Annotated in this window: 25 protein-coding genes; 19 read left to right on the forward strand and 6 right to left on the reverse strand. The window is 65.4% G+C overall.

Features of this window, described 5'->3' with window-relative positions:
- Positions 1 to 51: 51 nt before the first annotated feature.
- Positions 52 to 1,359, reverse strand: coding sequence for a nicotinate phosphoribosyltransferase (locus tag ACIQLF_RS09550; RefSeq protein ID WP_400297303.1), 1,308 nt, complete (start codon positions 1,357 to 1,359; stop codon positions 52 to 54).
- 270 nt (positions 1,360 to 1,629) lie between these two features.
- On the opposite strand from ACIQLF_RS09550, the gene clpS reads away from it, so the two are divergent.
- From clpS to ACIQLF_RS09590, 8 genes are all read left to right on the forward strand, one after another.
- Positions 1,630 to 1,926, forward strand: a complete 297-nt coding sequence (gene clpS, locus ACIQLF_RS09555) for an ATP-dependent Clp protease adapter ClpS (protein WP_387532907.1) — start codon at positions 1,630 to 1,632, stop codon at positions 1,924 to 1,926.
- Positions 1,927 to 1,928: 2 nt separating this feature from the next.
- Positions 1,929 to 2,498: a DUF2017 domain-containing protein gene (locus tag ACIQLF_RS09560; protein WP_400297305.1), complete on the forward strand. Its 570-nt coding sequence runs from the start codon at positions 1,929 to 1,931 to the stop codon at positions 2,496 to 2,498.
- A gap of 66 nt (positions 2,499 to 2,564) precedes the next feature.
- Positions 2,565 to 3,494, forward strand: a complete 930-nt coding sequence (gene murI, locus ACIQLF_RS09565) for a glutamate racemase (protein WP_400297307.1) — start codon at positions 2,565 to 2,567, stop codon at positions 3,492 to 3,494.
- A complete protein-coding gene (locus ACIQLF_RS09570; RefSeq protein ID WP_400297310.1) occupies positions 3,491 to 4,396 on the forward strand; it encodes an MBL fold metallo-hydrolase in 906 nt (301 codons plus the stop codon). The genes murI and ACIQLF_RS09570 overlap by 4 nt, the downstream gene beginning before the upstream one ends.
- A 145-nt stretch (positions 4,397 to 4,541) precedes the next feature.
- Positions 4,542 to 5,297 (forward strand): ribonuclease PH, encoded by a 756-nt coding sequence (rph, locus tag ACIQLF_RS09575; protein WP_400297313.1) that lies wholly within the window; start codon positions 4,542 to 4,544, stop codon positions 5,295 to 5,297.
- Positions 5,294 to 5,929 carry an RdgB/HAM1 family non-canonical purine NTP pyrophosphatase gene (gene rdgB, locus ACIQLF_RS09580; protein WP_400297316.1) on the forward strand — a complete coding sequence of 212 codons (636 nt, stop codon included), beginning with the start codon at positions 5,294 to 5,296 and terminating at the stop codon, positions 5,927 to 5,929. Before rph ends, rdgB begins: the two co-directional genes overlap by 4 nt.
- Positions 5,930 to 6,231: 302 nt before the next feature.
- Positions 6,232 to 6,789, forward strand: coding sequence for a hypothetical protein (locus ACIQLF_RS09585; RefSeq protein WP_400297318.1), 558 nt, complete (start codon positions 6,232 to 6,234; stop codon positions 6,787 to 6,789).
- A gap of 200 nt (positions 6,790 to 6,989) precedes the next feature.
- Positions 6,990 to 7,346, forward strand: coding sequence for a cupin domain-containing protein (locus ACIQLF_RS09590; RefSeq protein ID WP_400297321.1), 357 nt, complete (start codon positions 6,990 to 6,992; stop codon positions 7,344 to 7,346).
- A gap of 127 nt (positions 7,347 to 7,473) precedes the next feature.
- Here the strand turns inward: ACIQLF_RS09590 and ACIQLF_RS09595 are convergent, their stop codons facing one another.
- Positions 7,474 to 7,947 carry a hypothetical protein gene (locus tag ACIQLF_RS09595; protein WP_400297324.1) on the reverse strand — a complete coding sequence of 158 codons (474 nt, stop codon included), beginning with the start codon at positions 7,945 to 7,947 and terminating at the stop codon, positions 7,474 to 7,476.
- 37 nt (positions 7,948 to 7,984) lie between these two features.
- On the opposite strand from ACIQLF_RS09595, the gene ACIQLF_RS09600 reads away from it, so the two are divergent.
- The 5 genes from ACIQLF_RS09600 to ACIQLF_RS09620 all read left to right on the forward strand — a co-directional run bounded on the left by ACIQLF_RS09600 (position 7,985) and on the right by ACIQLF_RS09620 (position 12,091).
- Positions 7,985 to 8,686, forward strand: a complete 702-nt coding sequence (locus ACIQLF_RS09600) for a DedA family protein (RefSeq protein WP_400297326.1) — start codon at positions 7,985 to 7,987, stop codon at positions 8,684 to 8,686.
- A 226-nt stretch (positions 8,687 to 8,912) separates the two neighbouring features.
- Entirely contained in the window at positions 8,913 to 9,305 is a 393-nt protein-coding gene (locus ACIQLF_RS09605; protein ID WP_400297329.1) for a GntR family transcriptional regulator, read from the forward strand.
- A complete protein-coding gene (locus tag ACIQLF_RS09610; protein ID WP_400297332.1) occupies positions 9,302 to 10,225 on the forward strand; it encodes an ABC transporter ATP-binding protein in 924 nt (307 codons plus the stop codon). Before ACIQLF_RS09605 ends, ACIQLF_RS09610 begins: the two co-directional genes overlap by 4 nt.
- Positions 10,222 to 10,917, forward strand: a complete 696-nt coding sequence (locus ACIQLF_RS09615) for a hypothetical protein (protein WP_400297335.1) — start codon at positions 10,222 to 10,224, stop codon at positions 10,915 to 10,917. Before ACIQLF_RS09610 ends, ACIQLF_RS09615 begins: the two co-directional genes overlap by 4 nt.
- A gap of 175 nt (positions 10,918 to 11,092) precedes the next feature.
- On the forward strand, positions 11,093 to 12,091 hold the full coding sequence (locus ACIQLF_RS09620) for an exonuclease domain-containing protein (protein WP_400297337.1): 999 nt from the start codon (positions 11,093 to 11,095) through the stop codon (positions 12,089 to 12,091).
- Here the strand turns inward: ACIQLF_RS09620 and ACIQLF_RS09625 are convergent.
- Positions 12,088 to 14,232: a bifunctional lysylphosphatidylglycerol flippase/synthetase MprF gene (locus ACIQLF_RS09625; protein WP_400297340.1), complete on the reverse strand. Its 2,145-nt coding sequence runs from the start codon at positions 14,230 to 14,232 to the stop codon at positions 12,088 to 12,090. The genes ACIQLF_RS09620 and ACIQLF_RS09625 overlap by 4 nt on opposite strands.
- A 181-nt stretch (positions 14,233 to 14,413) precedes the next feature.
- Positions 14,414 to 15,295 (reverse strand): ADP-ribosylglycohydrolase family protein, encoded by an 882-nt coding sequence (locus ACIQLF_RS09630; RefSeq protein WP_400297342.1) that lies wholly within the window; start codon positions 15,293 to 15,295, stop codon positions 14,414 to 14,416.
- 77 nt (positions 15,296 to 15,372) lie between these two features.
- On the opposite strand from ACIQLF_RS09630, the gene ACIQLF_RS09635 reads away from it, so the two are divergent.
- The 3 genes from ACIQLF_RS09635 (at position 15,373) to ACIQLF_RS09645 (ending at position 21,014) form a co-directional block, all read left to right on the forward strand.
- The gene (locus ACIQLF_RS09635) at positions 15,373 to 16,539 is read left to right on the forward strand and encodes an exonuclease SbcCD subunit D (RefSeq protein ID WP_400297344.1); all 1,167 of its coding nucleotides are present in this window, start codon (positions 15,373 to 15,375) and stop codon (positions 16,537 to 16,539) included.
- On the forward strand, positions 16,536 to 19,655 hold the full coding sequence (locus tag ACIQLF_RS09640; protein WP_400297346.1) for an AAA family ATPase: 3,120 nt from the start codon (positions 16,536 to 16,538) through the stop codon (positions 19,653 to 19,655). Before ACIQLF_RS09635 ends, ACIQLF_RS09640 begins: the two co-directional genes overlap by 4 nt.
- Before the next feature lie 99 nt (positions 19,656 to 19,754).
- Positions 19,755 to 21,014 carry an MFS transporter gene (locus ACIQLF_RS09645; RefSeq protein WP_400297349.1) on the forward strand — a complete coding sequence of 420 codons (1,260 nt, stop codon included), beginning with the start codon at positions 19,755 to 19,757 and terminating at the stop codon, positions 21,012 to 21,014.
- 31 nt (positions 21,015 to 21,045) lie between these two features.
- Here ACIQLF_RS09645 and ACIQLF_RS09650 read toward each other — a convergent pair whose 3' ends face one another.
- Positions 21,046 to 21,762, reverse strand: a complete 717-nt coding sequence (locus ACIQLF_RS09650; RefSeq protein WP_400297352.1) for an IclR family transcriptional regulator — start codon at positions 21,760 to 21,762, stop codon at positions 21,046 to 21,048.
- 176 nt (positions 21,763 to 21,938) lie between these two features.
- Here ACIQLF_RS09650 and ACIQLF_RS09655 point away from each other — a divergent pair, with 176 nt between their 5' ends.
- From ACIQLF_RS09655 to ACIQLF_RS09665, 3 genes are all read left to right on the forward strand, one after another.
- Positions 21,939 to 22,478, forward strand: a complete 540-nt coding sequence (locus ACIQLF_RS09655) for a flavin reductase family protein (protein ID WP_400297355.1) — start codon at positions 21,939 to 21,941, stop codon at positions 22,476 to 22,478.
- Between the two features lie 84 nt (positions 22,479 to 22,562).
- Positions 22,563 to 24,014, forward strand: a complete 1,452-nt coding sequence (hpaB, locus tag ACIQLF_RS09660; RefSeq protein WP_400297357.1) for a 4-hydroxyphenylacetate 3-monooxygenase, oxygenase component — start codon at positions 22,563 to 22,565, stop codon at positions 24,012 to 24,014.
- Positions 24,015 to 24,299: 285 nt separating this feature from the next.
- The gene (locus ACIQLF_RS09665) at positions 24,300 to 25,670 is read left to right on the forward strand and encodes an MFS transporter (protein WP_400297359.1); all 1,371 of its coding nucleotides are present in this window, start codon (positions 24,300 to 24,302) and stop codon (positions 25,668 to 25,670) included.
- Between the two features lie 126 nt (positions 25,671 to 25,796).
- Here the strand turns inward: ACIQLF_RS09665 and ACIQLF_RS09670 are convergent, their stop codons facing one another.
- Positions 25,797 to 26,465, reverse strand: coding sequence for a phosphoribosyltransferase (locus ACIQLF_RS09670; protein ID WP_400297361.1), 669 nt, complete (start codon positions 26,463 to 26,465; stop codon positions 25,797 to 25,799).
- Positions 26,466 to 26,498: the final 33 nt, after the last annotated feature.

Here is a 26,498-nt window from a genome sequence, read left to right on the forward strand (position 1 = left end):
TTGCTTTCCTTTCGGTGTGCGCACAACGCTGCCGGAGGGCACTGGCCCGGGTCAGTCGATGTAAACGGTCGGGATGACCGGCTCGCCGCGCTGCAGGCGGCGCGAGCTGCCGGGCATCTCCAGGATGGAGTCCTTGTGGCGCTGGGTTGCCCGGCGCACGCCCTCGGCGCCCATCCAGCCGTCCTGGATCTCGCCGTTGACGACGAACTGCCGGAGCAGCACGCGGTCGTTGGCGTCGGCTTCGGGCAGTTCGCCCACGCCGACCAGTTCCTCGGTGGCGCGCCCGCGCTCGTTGAGCCGGCGCAGCGCGAACTTGCGCCCGCCCACGGAGGCCTTGTTCTTCGCGGCCTTGGCGACCGAGACGAATTCGCCCGCGTCGTTGTGGCGGGCCACCAGCTTGTAGACCATCGAGGCGGTCGGGTGCCCGGAGCCGGTGACCAGCGAGGTGCCCACGCCGTAGGCGTCGACGGGGGCGGAGCCCAACGCGGCGATCGCGTACTCGTCCAGGTCGGAGGTGACCAGGATGCGGGTGTTCTCGTTGCCGAGGTCATCGAGCAGGTCGCGGACCCAGCGGGCCTGTTCCACCAGATCGCCCGAGTCCAGTCGCACGGCGCCGAGCTCCGGGCCGGCGACCTCGACAGCGGTCCGCACGCCGTTCTCCACGTCGTAGGTGTCGACCAGCAGCGTGGTGCCCGCGCCCATGGACGCGACCTGGGCCTTGAAGGCGGCGCGCTCGGAATCGTGGAGCAGCGTGAAGGAGTGGGCTGCGGTGCCGACGGTCTTCAGCCCGTAGCGGTGGCCGGCCTCGAGGTTGGAGGTCGAATCGAACCCGGCGATGATCGCTGCGCGTGCCGCGGCAACCGCCGATTCCTCGTGGGTGCGCCGCGAGCCCATTTCGATGCACGGGCGGGTGCCGGAGGAAGCGATCATGCGCGAGGCGGCGGAGGCGATCGCCGAGTCGTGGTTCAGCGCCGAGAGGATGAAGGTCTCCAGCACGCAGGCCTCGGCGAAGGTCGATTCGACGATCAGCACGGGCGAGTTGGGGAAGTAGATTTCCCCCTCGGCGTAGCCGTAGATGTTTCCGCTGAAGGAGAAATTGCGCAGGTAGTCGAGGGTCGTCTCGTCCACCACGTGGGTGTCGCGCAGGAAGGACAGTTGTTCCTCGCCGAAGCGGAACTCCTTGAGCCCCTCCAGGATGCGTCCCGTTCCCGCAACCACGCCGTAGCGACGGCCCTCGGGCAGGCGGCGGGCGAAGGCCTCGAACACGCTGGGCCGGTGGGCCGCGCCGGAGTGCAGGGAGGCCTGCAGCATGGTGAGCTCATAGTGGTCGGTGAACAGGGAGGTTGGCTGCTGCCACATGCGGTTGGCTCCTCGCAATGGGGAAGTGGCGGGGCCGCGCCGGGCGCGCCCCACGGGCTCGTGTTGCCGGTGGTCGGCCGCATGTGAGCTGGTCAGGAGCATGCCGCGCCGCCGGTGTCTTAGTAGATACTCTAGACCCGCCGGACCGCTTTCCGCCCCTCGGCGGCCGGGGCGCACGCAGCGCCGGTTGGGCGTCGCGGAGACGGGCCGGCGCCGCGCACGGCGGTTCGCACGGACCGAGTCCGGTCGTAGAATGGGAGCATGCCATTCATGACTGCGATGCCCGATGTGCTTGAGCACGTAGAGCAGGCCCAAGCGCTGCAAGCCGACCAACCCTACGTCTTGATTGTCTGGAACGATCCGGTCAATCTGATGAGCTACGTCAGCTACGTCTTCCGCTCCTACTTCGGCTACTCCGAGGCCAAGGCCGACGAGCTGATGATGCAGGTGCACCAGCAGGGCCGCAGCGTGGTGTCCACCGGCACCCGCGAGAAGATCGAAGCCGATGTCGCGGCCATGCACGGCTTCGGCCTGTGGGCGACGCTCTCCAAGGCGGACGCCGCATAACCATGGCACGAGCGTTCAAGAACACCATGCGTGGGTACTCCGCATCCCTGGAGAGTGCCGAGCGCAAGCTGCTGCGCGGACTCTTTGAAGACGTCATCCAGCTGCTGGAACCCGAACGCGAGGCGGACGAGGACCCGTTGTGGGCGATGGTCGGTCTTGACCCCAACGCCCACAAGGACCACTTCGCGGCCCCCACGGACCCGGCCACCAAGCGACTGCTTCCCGACGCGGACCCGAACGACCCGATCGCGGCCCTGGAATTCCGGCGCCTGAGCGAACGCGGCATCAGGGAACGCAAGATCGGCGCCCTGCGAGAGGCCGCGCTGCTCATGGAGTCCTCCACGGTGCTGCTCAGCGACGAGACGGCCCCGCGCTTTGCCGCGGCCATCAACGACGTGCGCCTGGTGCTGGCCGAGCGGCTGGGCCTGGAATCCGAGGAAGACGCCGAGCGCATCCACGCCCAGGACGACTGGTCCAAGGCCGACACCGTCGACGAGTACCTCGCCCTGGTCTACAATTTCGTCACCTGGCTGCAGGAATCCCTCATGCAGGCCATGCTTAAATCATTGTGAGCTGGGCTACAGTGTGGCGCGCTTGCTAGTTGTTGGGCGCGCCCACCTAGTAGTCTTTCGTAAACCATGACAAGTACGTCCACCAGCGAAACATTTCCGCTCGACAAGCCCCGGGCCAACGCCCCGCTCGGCATCTTTGATTCCGGGGTCGGCGGCCTGACCGTTTCGCGTGCCATCATCGACCAGCTTCCCGGCGAATCCACCATGTACGTGGGGGACACCGCGAACTCGCCCTACGGCCCGCTTCCCATCGCAGAGGTCCGCGCCAACGCGCTCGGCGTGATGGACGAACTGGTCGACGCCGGGGTCAAGCTCCTGGTCATCGCGTGCAACTCCGCCTCCGCCGCCGTCCTGCGCGACGCCCGCGAACGCTACACCGCCCGCTACGGCATCCCCGTGGTCGAGGTCATCCAACCCGCGGTGCGCCGCGCCGTCTCAGCCACCCGCAACGGCAAGATCGGCGTCATCGGCACCCTGGCCACCGTCGGATCGCGCGCCTACGAGGACGCCTTCGCCGCGGCCCCGCACCTGTCGGTCACCTCCGTGGCCTGCCCGCGCTTCGTCGAGTTCGTCGAGAACGGCATCACCACCGGCGCCGAACTCATGGAAACCGCCGAGGAATACCTGGCCCCGCTGAAGGCCGCCGGCGTGGACACCCTGGTGCTCGGCTGCACCCACTATCCGCTGCTCACCGGCGTGATCTCCTACGTCATGGGCGAGGACGTCACCCTGGTCTCCAGCGCCGAAGAAACGGCCAAGGACGTCTACCGCGCACTGATGCGCCACGACCTGGCCCGCGACGAGGCCGACGCGCCCACGCACCAGTTCCTGGCCACCGGGAACGCAGCAAGTTTTGAGGTCTTGGCCCGGCGTTTCCTGGGCCCCGAGGTTTTGGCGGTTGAACAGGTCGACCACGTCGCCGCCCACTATCCGACCGGCTCCATTGCCATGATCACTCCGGCAATGGTCGCCCTTTCGAAAGCGAGTGTGTCATGAAGCTGACGATCATAGGCTGTACCGGGTCATTCCCCGGTCCGGGATCGCCCGCCTCCTGTTATCTTGTCAGTGCGTTCGACGGTGAACGCCAGTGGAAGATCCTGCTGGACCTGGGCTCCGGGGCGCTTGGCGTGCTCCAGCGCTACACGGACATCAAGGACCTGGACGCGATCTTCATCTCGCACCTGCACCCGGACCACTGCATGGACCTGTGCGGCATGCACGTGGCCATCCGCTGGGATCCGGCCGGCTGGGGGCGCGAGCGCATGCTGGTGCACGGGCCCGCGGCGACCGCGGACCGCATGGCCACCGCCTACGGACTGCCGCTGGAGGAGGGCATGCACCCTGACTACGACTTCCAGAACTGGAAGGCGCACGAACCGGTGAAGATCGGCCCGTTCTCCATCACCCCGTACCCGGTGCTGCACCCCATCGAGGAGTCCTACGCGCTGCGCGTCGAGGCCACCGAACCGATGGCCGACGGGACCATGCGCACCTCCGTGCTCACGTACTCGGGTGACACGGATTCCTGCCCGGGCCTCATCGAGGCCGCCCGGGGCGCTGACATGTTCCTCTGCGAGGCCGCCTTCCAGGAGGGCCGTGACGATGCCATCAAGGGCGTGCACCTGACCGGTCGGCGCGCCGGCCAGGCCGCGACGGAGGCGGGGGTCGAGCGCCTGCTGCTGACCCACGTCCCGGTCTGGACCGACATCAATACCGTGGTCAACGAGGCCAAGGAGGTCTACTCCGGCGGCATCGCCGTGGCGGTCTCCGGCGTCACCTACGGGGTCTGGTCCGGTTCCCAGCTGGGCACGCCGAAGTCGCTGCCCACCGCGCCGGTCTCGATCGTGCGTTCGGCGCCCACCCGCGAGTGGCGGGGCGCAAAACCCAAGAAGAAGTAGCGCCGCGCAGCAGCATGGCGCGTGAAGGCGCATCCGGTCCCGCCGATTTCCGGTGGCACCGGATGTGTCTTTGGCTTTCCCCGCCGTTCACGCCCCAGGTGCACGGCGTGCGGTCCGGTTGGATGCGCGCACTAGACTTGAAGCCATGACTTCAGCATCGACTTCCGCAGCAGTGCGCGCCGACGGGCGCGCCGTAGACCAACTCCGCGAGATCACCATCACCCGTGGTTGGTCCAAGCAGGCCGAGGGCTCGGCCCTCATCGAATTCGGCAACACCAAGGTGCTGTGCACCGCCTCCTTCACCGCCGGCGTGCCGCGCTGGCTCAAGGGGGAGGGCACCGGCTGGGTCACCGCCGAGTACTCGATGCTGCCGCGCGCCACCAACACCCGCAACAGCCGCGAATCGGTCAAGGGCAAGATCGGCGGCCGCACCCACGAGATCTCCCGCCTGATCGGCCGCTCGCTGCGCGCCGTCATCGACACCAAGGCACTGGGCGAGAACACCATCGTGCTCGACTGCGACGTCCTGCAGGCCGACGGCGGCACCCGCACCGCGGCGATCACCGGCGCCTACGTGGCACTGGCCGAGGCCATCGAATGGGCCCGGGCCAACAACCTGGTCAAGAAGAACGCCAAGGTCCTCACCGACTCGGTCTCCGCGATCTCCGTGGGCATCATCGCCGGCACCCCGATGCTTGACCTGCCGTACGTCGAGGACGTCGACGCCGAGACCGACATGAACGTCGTAGTCACCGGCGGCGGCGACTTCGTCGAGGTCCAGGGCACCGCCGAGGGCGCACCGTTCAAGCGCGCCGAACTGGACGCGCTGCTGGACCTGGCGTTGGTCGGAACCACCGAGCTGGCCCGCATCCAGCGCGAAACCCTGGGCGAAAACGCATGAGCGTAGGCCCCCGTTTGGTGCTTGCCACCCACAACAAGGGCAAATTGCGCGAGTTGCGCGAGCTGCTGCGCGGCCAGGTGCCCGGGCTTGACGTCGACACCCAGGTCGTTGACGCCTCCGCGGTCGGCGCCCCCGACGTGGTCGAGGACGAGGTGACCTTCCAGGGCAACGCGCTGCTCAAGGCCCGCGCCGTCACCGCCGCCACCGGCCTGATCGCCATTGCCGACGACTCCGGCCTGTCGGTCGACGTGCTGGGCGGGGCCCCGGGCATCTTCTCGGCGCGCTGGGCTGGCCGCCACGGCGACGACCAGGCGAACATCGACCTGTTGCTCGCACAGCTTGGCGACGTCAAGGACGAGCACCGCGGTGCCTCGTTCGTGTGTGCCGCCGCTTTGGCGACCCCGGACGGGTACGTCGCTGTGGAGCTCGGGCACATGCCCGGCACGCTGCTGCGTGAGCGCCGGGGCGACGGAGGATTCGGCTACGACCCGATCCTGCAGCCGGAGGGCTACCAGATCTCGGTGGCCGAGCTGAGCCGCGAGGAAAAGAACGCGATCAGCCACCGCGGGCGTGCCTTCCGCGGTCTGCTGCCGCAGATCGTGAAGGCGCTGGCAGACCAGGACGCCAAGTAGGCATCGTCGCCGGTTCGGCGACAATGGAATGGGCGGTTCGCTTCAGTTCTTACCGAGTGGGCCGCCTTTTTCATGTCCTCATCGTGGCCATGGTCTGGTCGGAAACTGCTCCATGGGTTCATGCCGGAAGGCGGCGGGAGCCCGAGGCTGATGCCGGCACGCACGGCGTCGACGGCCAAGCCCTGTCCGCCATCCGGTTCCTGACTGCTGCGCAGGGGATACTGTGTGGTCGCATCCTGCCCAACGCAGCTCAGCACATAGAGTGGAAGCAAGCCGCAGTACGAAGAACGAACGGAGCAATAGTGGACACTTTTATTTTGGGGCCATCAAAGCGGGATGTCGCAGGCATGAAGAACGCTTTCGCGCTCGTGAAGAACACGGAAGTGATTTCGGTTCTGTTCAAGAATGCGCGCTATGGCAATTTCCTGGTCACCGGTGCTGCCCACCTGACGGTACTCGATGACCTCATGGTTGGCGGGGTGAACGCGGCTGCCGCTGCAAAGGATGCCAAGTCAGCAGATGGCGGCACCCTGCGACAGCGACAGCCGGACACGGAAGTACGTGCCTTCCCGGCAATCTTTGAGAGGCAGTTCGACCCGACGGAGATTGCGGCAGAACGCGTTGGACATGGCGATCTGGTGGTCGCTTCATTCGAACAGGAACCGTACGGTGATTTCGTGGTCACCGGCGTGGCCACCGCGGCCGAAGACGACAACTCCTACCTCATGGTCGGGCCGTGGATCCTCCATACCAAGAATGGGCCCGCCCCAAGGCTGAACGACGTGAAGCTCGTGGCCGCTGCCAGCAATCACGTCGCTCCCGTCCCGCCGCGCCGCGGACATGTGGAGTTCGAGGACTAGGCCTGGACTTTTTGCCCCGCACCGTGAACGATCCTGCATGTCCATCCCAATCCCCAACGGACATGCAGGGTCGTTGCAAATGGGGCATGCCCGGGATTCGGGCGCCCGCCGGAGGCCTCAATGCGCATGTCCCGTCCTTGACCGGGGCACGGCGCACCGGGTAGACATTGGGCATCGGAGATCGCGGGAAACGGGGCACCATGAAAAAGTTTTCACTCACGGCCATCGCGCGCACGCAGATGCGCACGGCAGCGACGGCTTCCAGCGGGCGCAGTGCCAGCACCGTCTTCGGCGGGCACGAGCACACGCTGCGGCAAACCGTCATGGGCCTGGCCGCCGGAACCGAGCTCAAGGAGCACCTCAACCCGGGCGAAGCCACGGTGATGGTGCTCAGCGGCCGCATCCGGCTGACCTCGGGCGAGGAGCATTGGGAAGGCCGCACCGGGGACCTGCTGGTCATGCCGCCGGGAACCTCGCAGATCACCGCCCTGGAGGAATCAGGGCTTTTGCTCAGCGTCGCCAAGACGGACAGGCCCGGCCCGGTCGCCACGGCGTAAGCCACGTCGCCGGCAGGCCCGGTGGCGCCCAAAGGCTATTTCTTGCGCTTGCGGGATCTGCCAGGGACCCCCTGCATGTCAAACACCGTGTCGCCCAGCGGCGCAGCGGCGTAGAGAGGGTCGTCCTTCAAGATTTCCCGCATTTCGCGGGCCGAGCGCAGCTTGGCTTCAAGCAAGCCGTCGAAGCACTTGGCCGCCGCCGGATTGGCCGCAGCACCGGGCACCGGAAAAGCACCGGGAGATCCAGGCTCAGGGCACCGAGATACTCGACGCTGTGGCCGGAACCGATTTCCGAGGAGACCAGTTTGGCGAGGCGAACGCCCTCCTGGATGAACTTCAGCTCAACTCCCCTCGAGCGAAACGCGTGGTTGCTGTTGAGCCCGCAGTAGAAGGACTGCTCCCATGCCAGCAGGTCTTCAACAAGCCCGCCGCTCAACCCGGTGTCGACATAATCCACCGGACCGTCGGCCCAGAGCACGGTGTCGGCGTAGTCGGGAAACATGCGGATGATTTCCGGGTTCCGGGAACTTGCGGGCTTCATGCGTTCATCGCACCGGCGGGCCGGCCGGTGAGTTCTTCGCCACATCTCGGCCGTCGTCACAGGAAACATCCGGACGGGTAGGGGAGACTGAATGGTGATGACGACTCTGATTGCGCTACAGGCCGCCACCGCCGATTCCTCCGGCGACAGCCTGATTTCCCGATTTGCCGACTGGGCCGTGGGCCTGATGGAAATCATCGGTGCCCCCGGCGCCGCTCTGGCCATCGCCATGGAGAACCTATTCCCGCCGCTGCCCTCCGAGGTGATCCTGCCGCTGGCCGGCTTCACCGCGAGCCGCGGATCGTTCTCTCTCTTCGAGGCGCTCCTGTGGACCACGCTTGGCTCGATCTTCGGCGCCTACGCACTCTACTGGGTGGGCCGCGCGCTGGGGCGCGAGCGCACCCGCAAGATCTTCGGCTGGCTTCCGCTGGTGGATCTGAACGACGTGGACAAGGTCGAGGGCTGGTTTGACCGCAACGGCTCCAAGGCCGTGTTCTTCGGCCGCATGATCCCGATCTTCCGCTCGTTGATTTCCATACCCGCGGGCATCACCAAGATGAACCAGGGCAAGTTCCTGGCGCTGACGGCCGCCGGTTCCCTGATCTGGAACTCGATCTTCGTACTTGCAGGCTTCTACCTGGGTGAAAACTGGCATGTCGTTGAAACCTACGCGGATGTCTTCCAGAAGATCGTCATCGTGGTCGTTGTCCTGCTGGTTGCCTTGTGGCTGGTGCTGAAGCTGCGCAAGCGCAAGGCCCAGCCGCTTCAGCCCGAGCAGGAAAGCGAAATCGTCGGTTAGCGGATAGGCCGTGTGACCGGATTTTTCGAGGCCCGGTCGTTGCATCTTCCCAAGCGGGAGCGCAACGACCGGGCTTTTTGCTGCCCTGAGAGGCCCCGGGTGCCGAAAATCTGCGCCGCTCGGATCTTGACACCGGGCAATCGCGGATCCTAGGTTAGTTACATGAGTAATGAACCAGTGAACCAATCAAGCGGTTGCCTCAGGGAATCCTCGGAGGTAGTACCCCATGAGCGTGATCGATGATTCCCGGCCGATCTTCCTGCAAATCGCGGAGTTGATCGAAAACGACATCGTTTCGGGAACCCTTGGCGAGGAATCACAGGTCCCCTCCACCAACGAATTCGCGGCCTACTACCGCATCAATCCGGCCACCGCTGCCAAGGGCGTCAACCTCTTGGTCGAAAGCGGAATCCTCTACAAGAAACGTGGAATTGGCATGTTTGTCTCAACCGGCGCGCGAGACCGATTGCTGGACGTCCGCCGCAAGGATTTCCAGGCACAGTACATCCAACCCCTGGCTCGGGAAGCGCGGAAACTCGGCATCAGTGGCGAGGAGCTAAACCTCATGATCAAACAATCACTCATCGCAGAAGTAGCTGAAGGGAGCGGCCCCCGATGAACGACCAACCAACACCCGCCATCGAGGTTCGCAACCTCGTCAAGGCGTACAAGGAACTCAACGCCTTGGACGGCATCTCGCTCACGCTCCAGGAGGGGAAGATCCACGGATTGCTGGGACGCAACGGTGCCGGCAAAACGACCCTGATGTCCATCCTGACCGGACAGGGCTACCCCACCAGCGGCGAGGCGCTGATCTACGGAAGCAACCCGTTCGAACACGACGAGACACTCTCGCGGATCTGTTTCATCCGCGAGTCCCAGAAGTACCCGGACGACTTCACGCCGAAGCAGGCGTTCATGGCGGCATCGCTCTTCTTCCGAAACTGGAACCAGGACCTTGCCGACCGCCTGGTGGAAGAGTTCTCCCTGCCGCTGAAGCGCCGGATCAAGAAACTTTCCCGGGGGCAGCTCTCGGCGGTCGGCGTCATCATCGGCATGGCGTCCCGGGCCGAGATCACCTTCTTCGACGAGCCGTACCTCGGTCTTGACGCCGTGGCCCGACAGATCTTCTACGACCGCCTGGTCGAGGATTTTTCGGAATACCCGCGCACGATCGTTTTGTCCTCGCACTTGATCGACGAAATCGCGAACCTGCTTGAACACGTGGTGGTCATCGACAAGGGCAGGATCATGCTCGACGAGGATGCCGAAACGCTGCGTGGATCCGCGGTGGCCGTCACCGGCAATTCGGAGAAGGTCGGCGCGTTCATCGACGGATACGAGGTGTTGCACCGCGATTCGCTCGGTTCACTGGCCTCGGTGACCATCAAGGCCAGGCTCACCGGCATGCAGCGGGAGATGGCAGCGGAACTGGGGCTCGAACTCTCCCCGGTGCCGCTCCAGCAGCTGGTGGTTCGCACCACGCTGGCAGAACAGTCCAAGGAAAACAACGAGGAAAGCCTGGAGGCCCTCAAATGAGCCGCATCGTCAACGTCGCGCGCATGCAACTGATCAACAAGTGGACCTTCCTGGGCATCCCGATGGTGATCCTGGTGGCAAGCACGACGTTCACCTTAGCCATCTGGGCCATCGTGTCAAGGAACTCGAGCGACGCTGTCCTGTTCTCCGGTTCGGGGCAGGCCGTCATGTGGTACTTCCTTGCGCTCGGGATCCAGTCGCTGACGCTGACGTTTCCCTTCTCACAGGCCATGAGCGTGTCGCGGAGAAGCTTCTACCTGGGAACCCTGGGCCTGTTCGCGGTGATCGCACTGGCGTACTCGGTGCTCTACTACGTGCTGGGGCTCATCGAAAAGGCAACCGGCGGGTGGGGCATGAACGGACAGCTCTTTGCGCTGGGATGGATTGCCGAGAACAACGCAGCGGTCCAGATCCTGTTCTACTTCGTGGCCATGGTGCTGCTGTTCATGATCGGGTTCTGGTGCGCCACCGTGTACCAGCGCTGGAAGGCCACCGGCATGCTGATCGTGGGCATCGGATTCGCGGTGATCGTGCTGGCGCTGATGGCGATGGTGACCTTCAACGACTGGTGGGTCCTCGTTGGCGGCTGGCTCGGCTCGCTGACCACCCTCGGGGTAGCACTGATACTGGGGACCATCTGCGTGCTGCTCGCCGGCGGCTCGTACGTGACCCTGCGGAAGGCAACCACTTAGGATCTACCCCCCGACGCTCTTGAAACCAAAGGTTGGCTCCCCGTTGCGACATGCGGGGAGTCAACCTTTTGTTGGGTGCACAGGGGGAATGCTGTAGGCGGAGGCACTGTCATTCCCGCCACATAAGATTGCCGCGGTTCCAAGAATGTCGGTCATCGGCTGTATCGTGTCACACGTGGCTTTGGACTTTACATCGATCGACTTTGAGACGGCTAACGGATTCCGCGGCTCTGCATGCAGCGTGGGCCTGAGCAAGGTCCGCAACGGAAAAATCATTGAGGAAGTCTCGTGGCTGATGCGTCCGCCTGCGGGTTTCGACCACTTCGATGCGCGCAACACGATGATCCACCACATCACCGCCGAGATGGTTGCCGATGCCCCGCGCTTCGGCGAACTGTTCATCCCCATGGCCAACTTCATCGGCGATGACACCCTCGTGGCGCACAACGCGGCCTTCGACCTCGGCGTGATCCGCTCCGCCCTGGAGGTTTCCGAACTCTCCGGCCCCGCCTACGACTACGCGTGTACCGTGAAGATGGCCCGGAAAACCTACGAGCTTTCTTCCTACTCGCTGCCCTTCGTCGCGGAGGAAGCGGGGTCGCCCATGGTGAACCACCACGACGCGCTCGCCGACGCCCACGCCTGCGCCGCCATCATGGTCGACATCGCCCATCGCCAAGCTGCGGATTCCGTGGCGATGGCGGCCGAGAAATTGAAAATCAAGATGGGCTTCGCGCAGGCATACCTCCCGGGTGACGAGCTTTCGAAGGCCACCCGCGATGCCCAGGGGTGGGCTGCCCGGGGCAACTCGGTTCCCGTCCAGCCCGACTGGGCGGCATGGCCGCAGGAAGGCAAGGATCCGGAGCCGAACCTCGAAGCCGATCCGGCGCACCCGCTGTACGGTGAAACCGTTGTCTTCACCGGAAACCTCGGCATCAGCCGACAGGTGGCAAAGGACAGCGCCGCCGAGCGGGGCGCCACCACGGCCAGCCGGGTCACCAAGGCCACCACGGTGCTGGTGGTCGGCGACGGGTTCGTCCCCGAGGATCTTGCCAACGGGCGGCTCACCGGCAAGGCCAAGCGGGTGCTGCGCCTCCAGGAAGCGGGCCAGCGCGTGGCCATCCTGGCCGAAGGCGAATTCCTTCAACTTATCGACGGGTTCGGAGCGGTCTAAGCCCGTTTTGCGCGCATGTCGCGAAGCGCGCCGAATCCCTCGCGGGCGAGCTGGCTCAGCGTGGCTTCGGGCAGGAAAGCGCGGGTCAGCCCGCCGGCAATGCGCGGCAGGTCGCTTTCGTCCCGGTACACCAAGTACATGGGCGCGACCCGGGGATTGAACTTGGCCTTGAAGGCATGCAACGAACCAAAACCGTAGAGCGGCTCCAGGGCCCTGGAGACCGAGGCGAGCACCCTGTCCACAGGTTCCTGCGCAGCCGTGTGCTGGGTGTGGGCCAGCGGCGCCCCCGACAGCGAGGCGAAATCGGCTCCTGAAGCCGAGAAGTGCTTGAGGGATGAACCGATGAGGAACTCCATGACCGACGCGAAGCCAAAGTCGCGCCGGCGCATGAGGTCCAGCGTCCAGCCGGAAATCTCGCCGCCCGGGGCATAGACCGGCAACCAGCTCAGGAATCCCTGGATCTCTCCCTGCGCATTCTCGGCCAGGGCAAGTTTCACCATGGGGTCGGCAGCCTCTTCCATGGTGCCAAGGGTGAACCGCATCTGGGGCAAGGACTTGTCGCCAACCCATGCCTTGGAGATCTCTTCGAGTTGGGACCTAACGCCCGCAGGTTCATCTGCCAGGCGGGTGACCCTGAACGAAACTTCCTCACGTGCGGCCCGGTTGAGCGCGGTGCGGATATCCGACCATTTCTTGCCCGCAAATTCCAGCCCCGGCAAATCGACCAGGGTGTCTTCTGCGATTTGCATGGCCCGCCAATGATCCGGCGGCGTGGCGAGGGGCGCGCTGGTGGAGAAGAAGAACGGGCAAAGGCCTGCTTTTTCGGCCGACGATGAGAACGCCGTCATGGCGGCATCCCGGTCCTCGACCGGGCCGATGGGCTCGGCCAATCCGATGGCGCACCCCATGTGGACCTGGTAGGTCACCAGCGACCCGCCGGGGGAGCGGAAATGCTGGTTCCCGCGCCACGTACTCATCCACGAGATGGTCCCGCCGCCGTACCTCCGCAGCTGGGCAACCACCGCTGGGGCATCCATGTCCCGGTGTCCAAGGGCGGTCGGCAGTCGTCGGAGCCTGCGCACGCCAAAGGCGCGCCAGCACAGCACGAGGTAGACAAGCATGAGGGTCCACAACGCCGCATGGGCCGCGGCAAACGAGGCAATGCCCGACCCGCGCTTGAGTTCCGGCCCGAGGGTCACGATAAGCGTCAAACCGATGATTCCACGCAGCACGTTCAGCACGGCCAAGACGATGGCAGCGACCCACGCGACACGGCGGCCGGAACGCAGTTCGCGAGCCAGGACAAGGACAAGCACGGCGTTGACAAGCACGGCAATGCGCCCGCCGCCGGCCTGGGTGGGGCCAAAGGGGCCGTTGGTGGGAACGATGATCGTCAGGATCTGGATGGTGACCAGCGAAAACAGTCCGACCCAGGCGATGAACCGCTGTTCGCGCAAGTTGGGCCTGGAAATGGTCCGGATTTTCCACAGGAGCACCAGGATGATCGCCGCGGCATGTTCAAGATCGCTGATTTCCCCGACGAGTGTCACGCTCACCACCGCGAAGCTGATCAAGAGAAACTGCCAGCGCAGCCTCCAGGGCTGCCGCAGGTAGCAAACAGCCAGGGTGAGGCATGCGAAGATGCCTCCGGTCGGACCGGTGTCCACGTCGCGGGACAGCGCATCGATCCAGGGCGATCCCAGGTCCCTGAAGAGCAGCAACACGGCGGCAACGACGGCGAGCGAAGCGAATTGGCCGAGGAAAAACGTCACGATCGCGGACTTTGTTCCGCGGGAAACCTCCAGCCACCCGACGCTGAACGGCAGCAGGAACATCACCAAAAGGTAGGAGGCCGGTTCACCGAGCACGAAGGTTCCGGTGATTGCGGTGAGCCAGTCGCCATTGCTGAACGCCGGCAAACCGTAGGCAAGGTCTTCGAACCACCTGTTGTTGCCAATGGTCCTGAACAGAGATCGGGTGATCAGGCCGCTGAGCAGAATGGCCCCCATGAGCGCAACGGTGAAGGGTGCCTTGGAGACCGCCCCGTATGCGGTGGCCCGCACGGTGCCGGCGAACTCGGACAGGCTGCGGCCCTTGGAAATTCCGGCGGGTGGCTTACCCGATGAGCCAGTCTCCGTCATGTGTTGCCCCTTTGCCACGTGCTTCGCTGAGATGCCGTCCGAAAGGCGGTGCTGCCGCGTTTCCGCGCTTCAAGCACTATCACTCGGATGGGACCGATCACTGCATGTCCGGCGAATCCCGGTGCAGGTCAAGATGCCGGACCGTGGAGCTGGACGTCCAGCGGTCCGGCAGCCGTCCTGGTTAGCTTCCGACGGTCAGCTTGATCCACCGCTCGTGCATCTGGTCGAGGATGGGATCGAGAACCGACGCGGGGCGGTGGGCCACGGCATCCGTCCCCAACACCGCTGCCAGCAACGCGCCTGCGAAGGAGGCGGTCTCGACATCAGGTTCTTCCCCGAGCAGTTCAAAGAGCGCGTCGTAGGCGGCCTGCGGGTCGGTGTTTTCCAGCGCTTCGGTGACAAAAGCCACCGCTGTGCGCAGCGCCTCGGCTGCCGTGCCCTTCAGACCGGCAACAAGCTCGGCCCATCGGGGCGCTGATGCCGAGCCGTTTTCCAGTGCGGCGCGCACGACAAGCGCAGCCTGGCCTGCTGCACGGTGGGCCAGCGGAGAACCGTGGGTCAGCGCGGCGGCGTCGGTTGCAAGTTTGTGTGTCGTTGACTCGTCGACGCGCGGCAGCAAGGCCATGAACGCCGCGCGGCTCAACACACCCGTGGTATCGGCGTCCGGGAAGGCAGGACGTCCAACGGAAGCCATATCCGAGTTCACCAGGGCCAACAGGTGCTGGGGATCGCCGGGTGCGAAGTCTTCTGCGCCTTCGAACGCCTCGTCGATCCAGCGCGGCTGCGGTACCGGCGAGCCCTCGGGGAATGACTTGATCACAAGCTTGTACCAACGCAGACCGGCCAGCCACATGCAGGCGGCCTCGTCCGAGGCAACGCCGTCGTTGGCCCACTCCAGGGCTTCAAGCAATCCATCAAGCAGGAACAGGGACAGCGTTTCGCTTTCGCCGGGTTCCTGGCCATCACGGGCGTGGGTGGCAGCGTCAACGGCGGCAAGCAGCACACCGAAAACTCGGTCGGAAAAATCAGCGGGAATCGCATACGGATCGATTGAATCAGTCACCCCACCAGTCTATGGGTTTTCCCCGGGGTGCCGAGTCGGTTATCAAAGCGTCCGGCGGCGTCGCTAGGCTTGGAGCCATGCGTATCTTGCACACCTCCGATTGGCACCTGGGCCGTTCCTTCCACGGGGCTTCCCTGCTGGCGGCACAGGAAGAATTCATCGACCGACTCCTGGACACCATCCGGGAGGAGAACATCGATGTGGTTCTCGTTGCCGGGGACGTCTACGACAGGGCCTTGCCGTCGGTCGACGCGGTGTCGCTCTTTGACAGGTCACTGGTCAGGCTGCGCCACGCCGGGGTCCAGCTGGTCATCACCAGCGGAAACCACGACTCGGCCCTGCGCCTGGGATTCGGCTCGGCATTGCTGGAACACGCCGGATTGCACCTGCGCACGCGCCTGGAGGACATTGCCAGGCCGGTGGTCATGGACGGAGAAGGCTTCGCGCTCGCCGTTTACGGACTGCCCTACCTGGAGCCGCGCATGGTCGCCGAACGACTGGGCGTTGAGGAGCCCGGCCATTCGCCTGTCGTCCATGCGGCACTGAACCTGGTGCGCGACGACCTGAAGGCCCGCCAAGCGGGTGCGGACAAGCCCGTTCACAGCATCGTCCTGGCGCACGTCTTTGCCGCCGGGGGAGCGGGCTCGGAATCCGAGCGTGAGTTGAGCATCGGCGGGCTGGACATCGTCCCCACCTCGCACTTCAACGACTTCAGTTATGCCGCGCTCGGACACCTTCACGGGCGCCAAAAACTTGCCCCGAGCATCCGCTACTCGGGTTCCCCCATCCCGTATTCCTTCTCGGAGGCAGGCCACAGCAAGGGTGCCTGGGTCCTTGAAGTGACGGCCGAGGGGCTGGGCGAGGTCAAGCACGTCGACTGGCCCGCACGGAAGCAACTACGCATCCTGCGCGGAAAGATCGACGAACTGCTCACCGACGAGCGGTACGCGTCGGCCAGCGATGCCTGGTGCCAGATCACGCTCACCGACAAGCACCGCCCGGCCGGGGCCATGGAACGGCTGCGCAGCAGGTTCCCCGACACCCTGGTGCTGAACTTCGAGCCCGATGAAAAGCCCGACGACACGGCACACAGCTATGCCGACCGGCTTGCGGAAGCCAAGTCGCCGATGGAGGTCTGTTCGGGATTCGTCGAGCACGTGCGCAAACGCCCGCTCAACGAGGCCGAGGATGACCTGCTCATCTCCGTCCTTGCCCAGGTACGCAGCGAAAAGGTTGAAAAATGAGGGTACACAGTCTCGAGTTAGAGGCCTTCGGTCCGTTCGCCAAGCGCGCCACCATCGACTTCGATGCACTCTCCGAGGGCGGGATCTTCCTGCTCAACGGTGAGACCGGTGCCGGCAAGACAAGCGTGCTCGACGGCATCTGCTATGCCCTTTACGGTTCGCTTCCCGGGGTCCGCCAGGGCAGCAAGTCGCTGCGCAGCGACCACGCGGAGGCGTCGGTGGCCCCCGAGGTCATCTGCGAATTCTCCACCGGGGGCCGACGCTTCGAGGTCACCCGCTCGCCCGCCTGGGACCGGCCGACCAAACGCGGCAAGAGCGGCACCACAACGGCCCAGGCACAGAGCCGCCTGCGTGAATTCGTCGGCGGAGGCTGGGTCGAAAAATCCACCCGGAACGACGAAGTCGGTGCCACCCTCAGCGAAATCCTGGGCCTGGACAAGGAGCAGTTCACCAAGGTGGCCATGCTGCCGCAGGGTGCCTTCGCTGCTTTCCTGCGGGCCAAGGACAAGGACCGCGAAGATCTACTGCGCTCGCTCTTTGACACCAGTGAATACGCACTCACCGAAAAGGTGCTGGCCGAACGATTCGCCCAGGCCAAGGCGGAGGCCGAGGCCGCCGAGCGAGACCAGCGGGCAACCGTCGACCAACTGGTCGCCGACGCGCTGACGACGCTGTACCCGGCCGAGGCCGGCTTGCCGGAGGACGCTGCGGGGTTGCGCGACTCGGCCGACTTTGACGCGCTGGGTGAATTCCTAGGCACCGCGCTGTCCGATGCCCGGCAGAAGTTGCGGCAGGAACTCGCGGAAGCGGACGCCCAGTCGGGAGCCGCACGCACCGCGGAAACCAAACTCAAGGAACGGGGGGCCCGGCATGCGCAGCTTGCCGAGCTGTCCACCCTGCGCGGGATCCATGAGGAGCAAAGCGCCGACGTTGCGGGGCTGGCCGCCAAGCTGAAGCTCGACGCTGCCGCGGCCGCGCTCAAGCCCTACCACCAGCAAGCACTCGGCGCCGCGGAAGCCACGGCAAACGCGGAGGCCAAGCTGCATGAAGCGATTTCCGACGCCGTCGATTTGGGTGCAGGATCCGCGGCTGCAGCCCTGGAGGTGGACGGAAACGACGAAGCATCCGCCGGGCTCTTTGCCTTGGCACAGGCTCCCGGGGTCGCGCTGGACACGGTGATGCAACTTGCCGAACATGCAAAGGCATCGGCAACCTCCGCCGTGCAGAAAGCCGCGGTCATCGAGGCGGCGCTGCCCGATGAACAGGAACTCGAGTTCACCCGGACCGAGCTGGGCAAGTTCAAGAACGCACTGGAATCCGAAGCGGCACTGCAATCCCGGCGCGCCAAAGACATCCAGGAGCTCAAGGCCGGACTCCCCGCCCTCCAGGCCGCATGCGCCACCGCGGACGCCCTGCTTGCCTCCCTGCCGGCGCTCCAGGAAGCGGTCGACGCAGCGAACGAACGCCGCGAGCAAGTGGCGGCGCGCGGTAAGGCCGAACGAGCCCAGCTCAAGGCACACTCCGAATTCAACGACGCCAAGAGCCACACGCTGACGCTGCGCGAGGCAGCGGCAGACCTTGTCTCCCTGCGCCTCGACCAGTCGGCCGCGACGCTGGCCTTGGAGCTGCGCGACGGCGAGGCTTGCATGGTCTGCGGTTCCGACGCGCACCCCAAGCCCGCAACCCTGCCCGAGGGCGAGCTCGTCGACTCCGACGCCATCGAACGAGCCCAGGAACAGGTCGCCAAGGCCGAGGTGGCCGAAGGCAAAACCGCTGCCCTGCTGGAAAAGGCAAACACCGCGCTGGCATTGATCCGGGACAGGATCGGCGACCTCGACCAGGAAACCGCCACGGCGGATTTCGACGCGGCCACGCTCACGCACCGGGCCGCCGCCGAGTCTTCCGCGGCCGCAACCAAGGCCGCCGCTGAACTTGCCCAGGAAACGGAAAAGCTCGAATCCCTGCAAAAAGACGAGGCCAAGGCGGCCACGGCCATCGAAGTCACCGGCACCAAGATTGCGGCGGCCGAGGCCCGCGTCGGCAAGCTCACCGAGTCACTTGCAGCTCTGGGCGGCGACGGACTGGACCTGCAAGAACTCCACACGACGCTCAAGGCCCGGGCAGCGGTCTTCGAATCCCTCGCCACGGCGGCCACGGCGCTGGCCGCAGCCCATGGCGCGGCAGCGGACGCGGACGCGCAGTGGGAGGCGAAACTCGCCCAGGCCGGCATCGCCGACACCGCCGCGTGGCTGGGTCAACTGCTGCCATCGGGTGAACGCGCCCGGAGCCAGCAACTGGTCGATGCCCACAACGAGCAGGCCGTGCGCATCAAGACGCTGGCCGAGGCCCCGGAAACAGCGCTCGCGCGCGCCGAGGCCGACTCCGGCACGGGGGCCCCGGAGGCCGAAGAGCTTGTCGCCGCCGCGGCAGCGGTGCGGGAATCCCTGGACCGCCGTGACGCGGTGCTTGCCGGCGATGCGGTGCTCGAAAGCTACACCGCCAGGCTGCAGGCCAACCGGGAAAGGCTTGCCGCCCTGGCCCGGGAGCAGGGGCCGGTCCTTGAACGGTTCAACACGCTCAAGTCGCTGGCCGATCTGGCCCGCGGTTTGGGGGAGAACCGGCTCAAGATGACCTTGAGCACCTACGTGCTCGCCGCCCGGCTGGAGGCCGTCGCGCTCGCGGCAACGCAGCGCCTGCTGCTGATGACGGGCCAACGCTACTCTCTGGTCCACGACGACACTCCGCGCGGAAACAACAAATCGGGGCTGGGACTGCAGATCCTCGATTCCTGGACCGGCGTCCGGCGCGACACCCAAACGCTTTCCGGCGGCGAATCGTTCATGGCCTCTCTGTCCCTGGCGTTGGGATTGGCGGATGTCATCCAGCACCAAAGCGGCGGCATCGACATCGAGACGCTGTTCGTGGACGAGGGCTTCGGCTCGCTTGACGCCGAAACCCTCGAGCAGGTCATGGACGCCCTCGAGGCCCTGCGCAGCGGCGGCCGGGTCATCGGCGTGGTCTCCCATGTGGCCGACATGAAGCAACGGATCACCACCCGGCTCAACGTCCACAAGGGGCGCAACGGGTCCACGGTGTCCATGGAAGTCGGAGGATAGCGCCGAGACGTATCTCGGATAGACTGTTAGACGTCTGAAAAGGGTTTTGTGCAACGGGAGGCAGGGACGGTGCACGCACGTTAGTGGAGCACACCCATTTTGAAATCCAAGACCACCCCCAAGACCCCAAGTGCCCAGGGTTCGCCCTATGCGGCGCTGCCGCCGCTGGTCGGCTGGGCCTTTTTCCCGCTGGGCTTCTTCGCCCGCCTGCCTCTGGCCATGCTCACCATCGGATCGATGACTCTGCTCATCGATTCGACGGGTTCCTACGCGATGGGCGGCATGGCCGCCGCCATGGTCGGCCTCGGCTCGGCCGTGGGCGGACCCACCGTCGGCTACTTCTCCGACCGCCTGGGCCAGCGCCGTGTGCTGATTCCGGTGGCGATCCTGCAATCACTGATGATCGCCGCACTGATGTGGTTTGGCGGCTCCGCCGCGCTGGCCCCCGTGGGAATCATCGTGTTGTTGGCCTTGCTGGCCGGTGCCACCGGCCCGCAGATCGGCCCGCTGGCGCGTGTGCGCTGGATGGCCTTGACCCGCAAGCGCGAGACCGGAGGACGTGAACTCTCCGCGGCACTGAGCTATGAAAGCATGGTCGACGAACTCGGCTTCGTGCTTGGCCCCGCGGCCGTCGGGCTCTTCGCCGCGCTGATCGCCCCCTGGTTGCCGCTGGCCATTGCCGCCGTCATGACACTCATCCTGGTGCCGCTTTTCGCGGTGCACCGCACCGAAAAGGCCGTCGTTCCCCAGGTCAAGAGCTCAACCAAGATCAAGTTGACGCGGAACCAGGTCGCCGGAATCTCGCTGGCCGTCGTCGGCATGATCGGCATGGGAACCTTCTTCGGGTCCAGTGCCGCCGGCACGCTGGCATTTGCCGGTGCCCAGGGCAACGCGAACATCGGCGGCCTGCTCTACGCGGCCGTGGGTTCGACAAGCGCCGCCGCCGCGCTGTCCGTTGCGTTCTGGCCGCACGGTTGGCCGCAGGCCAGCCGCTGGCTTGCCTGCGCCATCTTCATGGTGCCCGCAGCCCTGCTGCTGCAAATTCCTTCCGGGATCGGTTGGATGGTCGCGGCCCTGCTGCTGGTCGGGATCCCCGTCGGGCCGATCCTGGTCACCATCTTCACCCTTGGAGGCGAGGTCGCACCGGCCGAACGCCTCTCAACCGTCATGACCCTGCTGTCCTCGGGCATCGTCGTCGGGACGGCCGTTGGCAACGGCTTGGCCGGTGCCTTCGCCGATTCGTACGGCTACTCCGGTGCGTTTGGTGTTGCCGCCGCAGCCGCGGTACTCCTGCTGCTTTCCGGAACCGGCATGGCGGTGTTGCGTTCAAGCGCACAGCGCCGCATGCTGGCCGCCTAGTCGCGCCCGGCACTGCGCGAGCGGAACCCTGCTACCCGAGCTCCGCGGAGATCGCCAGGGCCGCTTCGCGCAGGCGGGCGCCGATTGCCTCGACCTCGCTGGTGTTCGAGCCGGTGCTGTAGACGACGGCAACGGCCGCCGGAAGCCGGCCGGGCACCTCGATGGGCGCGGCCACGGAGGAGAGCCCGGGAATCACCTCATCGATGCTTGTTGCGTAGCCCCTGCTTCGGGCCAATGCGGCATTCTGCCGGTACGGGGTCTCGTGGTTCAAGGCGTTCCACTGTTCCTCGGTGAGCGTGGACTGCATCGCAATGCCGGGGGCTCCGTGCCCGAACGGGTGCCGGGTGCCGGGGTGCTGAACCACAGTGGCGTGCACGTGGCGTGGTTCCACCGTCACCAGCGTGGTGCAGTCGGGCTGGTCCCAAACGGCAATGAATGCACACATCTTCAACTCGTTGGCCAAGACCGTGAGTTCCGGCAGTGCGGCGCTTTGCAGGTCCCGTTGCACCCCGCGGGCAAGCACGGCGAGACCCGGGGCCGCGTGGACGCGGCCCGATTCATCGCGGGTGACCAGCCGGTGCGATTCCAGGGTGCGCAGGATCCGGTAGGCAATCGAACGGTGCACGCCCAAGTCGGAAGCCAACTGGGCAATGGTTCGGGGTCCCGGTGCCTCGGCCAGGAGCTCCAGCATGCGGATGCCCCTGGAAAGAGTCTGTGAAGCTGGTGCAGATGTGTCCGATGGTGGCATGGTGGGGGGGACCCTTTCGCAATTTCGTTTCCCGGGCCACTGGCTTCTTGTTTGTCCAGTGAGTCTCAACTATGGTTTTAAACACAATTTCGCTATTAGAACCTTAGGTTCGATATTAGAACACTCTGGATCTGAGTGCGAGCCGGGCGGGGCAGCGGGAAATCCTGGGGAAATTCATGATGGTCACACGCAGGAAAATTGTCGCCGAGGGATCCATCCCCAGGAAGCTCGACGGCGCGACGTTGCATCACTTCCGCGGGAGCCTGGGCAGGTTTGCCACGGGCGTTGCCATCGTGACCTTCGACGGCGTGAGCCGGCGCCACGGCATCACCGTGAATTCCTTCACCTCGGTCTCCATGGAGCCTCCCTTGGTGCTTGTGTCCATCGCGCGCAGCAGCAAGGCGCACGACGAGCTCAAGGATCGCCCGTTCACCGTCAACATCCTCGGGGCCGAACAGCAGGCCCTGGCCATGCATTTTGCAGGACGTCCGGGTCTGGAACCCCTCTGGGTCGAGGGTGAAACCGCGCCGCGGCTTTCCGGAGTCCTGGCCTTTTTCTCATGCACGCCCTGGGCCGCCTACGACGGCGGCGACCACACCCTCTACCTTGGCCTGGTCCACGAGTTCAACTACCGCAAGGGCGATGCCCTCGCGTTCGCCAACAGCTCCTTCACCACCATCCCCGAAAGCCAGCTGGGCGTCGAAGAGCTTCTCTGAGGTCTTTTGCCTGCCCGCGGGTGCCAAACGGCACCGAGCCAGTCCCGAACACCAGTGAATCAGAATCGCAGAAGAGGTTGGAAAATGGGTATTCGTACAGGTCGGCAGTTTTTGGACAAACTAGACTCGATGACCCCGCACCTGGTCATCGACGGGGAAGTCGTCTCCCGGAATCTTACCGAGCACCCCGCGTTCAAGGAGCTGGCCCTCACCTACGCCAAGCTTTTCGACATGCAACACGACCCCAAGTACCAAGACGCGCTGACCTACGCCTCGCCAACTTCCGGGAACTTGGTCAACGCCTCGTTCCTGGTTCCGCGTTCGGCGGAGGACCTGAAGAAACGGCGGGCGGCGACCGCCACCTGGGCGGAGTACTCAAACGGTTTCCTGGGCCGCACCGGGGACTATATGAACTCCGCGCTCACCGCCCTGTCCACCGCCAAGAAGTTTTTTGAAAAAGCCGATCCCAAATTCGGCCAACGCATCGAGGCATACTACGAGTACGCCCGCGAAAACGACCTGCTGGCAACCCACACGCTGATTCCGCCACAGGTCAACCGCTCGGTCTCCGGCTCCGAGCAGCTCGGCGGGCAGCTCACGGCGCGAATCGTCGAGGAACGCGACGGCGGCATCGTCATCAGCGGTGCCCGCATGCTTGCCACGATCGCGCCGATCGCCGACGAACTTCTGGTCTTCCCCTCGACGGTGCTCCGCGGCACCCCCGAGGACGAGCCGTTCTCGTTCGCCTTCGCCATCCAGAACGACGCACCGGGCCTGCGCTACCTGTGTCGCACGGGACTGCACAACGGCGGCAACAAGCACGACGAGCCGCTGGCGAGCCGTTTTGACGAGATCGACGCCGTGGTCGTCTTCGACGACGTCTTCGTTCCCGCCGAGCGCGTCTTCATGCAGGGCCGCCCCGACCTGTGCAACGCCTGGTACCAGGAGACGGGCGCCGGTGCCCTGATGACCCACCAGGTGGTCACGCGCACCATCGCCAAGTCCGAGTTCTTCCTGGGCCTGGCTTCGGAGATCGCCGGGACCATCGGCATCGACGGCTTCCAGCACATCCAGGAGGACCTCGCCGAGTTGATCCGCTACGTCGAACTCGGCAAGGCGCTGGTCACCGCCTCCGAGGCGCTCGCGGCGCCGAGCGAGGACGGGGTGTTCCTGCCGCACTGGGAAACCCTGAACGCCGCGCGCAACTGGTACCCGAAGGCGTCCCAGCGTTTCCCGGAGATCATCAGGAAGTTCTGCGCCTCGGGCCTCATGGCGCTTCCTGGCCAGGCGGACCTCGAGGTGGCGCGAGATGACATCGAGATGTACTTGCAGGGCAAGAGCCTGACCGGGCCGGAGCGGATCCGCCTGTTCAAGCTCGCCTACGATGCGTCGATCACGGGCTTCTCCGGCCGCCAGGCGCTCTACGAGTACTTCTTCTTCGGCGACCCGGTCCGCATGGCCGGCGCGTTGGTCAACAGCTACGACCGCGAGCCCGTCCGCGCGCGCATCCGCGAGTTCCTCGCCCGCGAAGACTAGGGCCCGGCCGGACGGCGGTGCCGGACCAGTGACGCGCAGGGCGCCGCCCCGAGACGGCGCCCTGCACGTCGGTCTTAAATAGCTACACGTGGGAGTGCGGTTTCTGCTCGGAGGCGCGATGGTGTGACCGTCTGCCCGTTCGTCTCAAATTTCGACCACAGGGGTGAGCGAAGTCACGAACATGGGCTATCATGATCCTTGTCACATAACCGTCCGAACGGTCGGTAATAAGTGGTTTTCCCCTCATCATTCGAAGCGCACAGCGCCCCCACCCTTGGAGTTCCCATGGCTTCAGCTTCCCTGGCCGCAAACACCAAACGTTCCGAGGAACGTCGCGTCCTTGCGGGCACCCTGGTCGGCACCACCATCGAGTGGTACGACTTCTTCATCTTCGCGCAGCTCACCGCGACGTTGCTGACCCCGCTCTTCCTGAAGCCGTTGGGTGAATCCAACCCGGGCCTGGCCCAGATCCTGGCCTTCGCCATGATCGGCATCTCCTTCCTCTTCCGCCCGCTCGGCGCCATCGTCGCCGGCCACCTGGGCGACAAGTACGGGCGCAAGCGGGTCCTGGTCGCGACCCTGATCATGATGGGCGCGGCAACCGCGCTGATCGGCATGCTGCCGGTCTACGCACAGATCGGTTTCTGGGCCCCGCTGATGCTGGTGGTCCTGCGCATCGTCCAGGGCTTCTCCGCCGGCGGCGAATGGGGCGGCGCGGCGCTGATGGCCGTCGAGCACGCACCGGAAAATAAGCGCGGCTACTTCGGCGCCTACCCGCAGATCGGCGTGCCGATCGGCATGATCCTGGCCACCGGCATGCTCTACATCCTGCGCGTCTCGATGACCCCCGAGCAGTTCACGGCCTGGGGCTGGCGCATCCCGTTCCTGCTCTCGGTCGTGCTGATCGTCGTGGGCTACCTGATCCGCAAGGCCGTCGAGGAATCCCCGATCTTCAAGCAGCTGGCGCTGCGCAAGGCCTCGGAGCACACCCCGCTGAAGCAGCTCTTCCAGACGAACACCAAGGAAGTCATCCAGGCGGCCCTGATCTTCATCTCCAACAACGCCGCCGGCTACCTGGTCATTGCCTTCCTGATCTCCTACACCACCAAGGTGCTTCACATGCCCGCGGCCCCCGTGCTGCTGGCAACCACCATCGGTTCGGTCGGCTGGCTCGTCTTCACCCTGGTCGGTGGCTGGCTTTCGGACATCATCGGCCGCCGCAACACCTTTGTGTTGGGTTACGCGATTGTTTTCGTGTGGATGATCCCGATGTTCATGCTCATCGACACCGGCGACATCTTCCTCTACGGACTCTCGGTCTTCATCCTGACCATCGGCCTGGGCCTGTCCTACGGACCGCAGTCGGCCATGTACGCCGAGATGTTCCCGGCGCACATCCGCTACTCGGGCATCTCGATCGGCTACGCCCTCGGCGCGATCCTCGGCGGCGCCTTCGCCGCAACCGTTGCCCAGGTGCTGCTGGAGGAGACCGGCAAGTCGATATCGATCGCCATCTACATCATGGTCCTCACGGTCATCTCCGTGGCCGCGGTCTTCTGGGTCGGCGAAACCAAGGGCAACAACCTCCACGTCGAGGATGTCGATCCCGCCCTGCAGGCCGCGCACGACAAGGAACAGCACGGCCAGAACGCCTAAGGGCCACGTTCCGGCACACGACACATCGGGCCGGCCGATTCGCTTCCTCCCGCACAGGGCGGGGGAGCAGCGAGTCGGCCGGCCCTTTTGGCGCACCGGCACGCACGAACGCCTTCCGTGCGGATCTCAAAGGTGCGGGATCAGCGCCACGACCTCGTCGTCGGACACCGCATCGAAGCGGGAGTAGAAGGCGCTCACGGTATTGAACACCTTCGGCGAGATGGCACAGATGAACTCGTCGGCCTCGGCCTCGACTTCCTGGCGGGCGGCCAGCGTGGCCACCGGAACCGCCACGACGATGCGGGCAGCCCCCGCATGGCGCATGACTTCTATCGCCGCCAGCATGGTGGCGCCGGTTGCCATTCCGTCCTCGCACAGAATCACGGTCCGGTCCTTCACGGGCAGCACGATCTCCCCGACCAGCCTGTGCTGCAGGTCCATGAGCTCCGTGCGGGCCGCGGCCTCCACCTCGGCCAGGACCTCCTTGGTGAAGCGCTGTTGGGCGGGGCCCCAGACCCGGGCAACGTACTTCAAAGACACGTCGTCCCCGTAGGCCGCCAATGCGGCATAGGCGACTGTGCTGCGTTCGGGCAGGACGAGCCCGCTGACGGCAAGGGCGTCGACCTCGGCGCCCAGGTGCTTCGCGATTGCCGCCGCGACCGGGACTCCGCCGCTCAACAGGCCGAGGACCACCGTGTTTTCATCGGCGGCATGGTGCTCCAGCTCGGCAGCCAGGTACTCGCCGGCCTCGGCTCGGTCGGAAAATCGCGTGGGTGCAACGTGGTCCGGTGTCATGGGTCAAGTCTGCACCCTGGGTCGGGCCACGGC

The sequence above is a fragment of the Paeniglutamicibacter sp. NPDC091659 genome (assembly GCF_044756805.1).
In the GTDB taxonomy this organism is placed as follows: domain Bacteria; phylum Actinomycetota; class Actinomycetes; order Actinomycetales; family Micrococcaceae; genus Paeniglutamicibacter.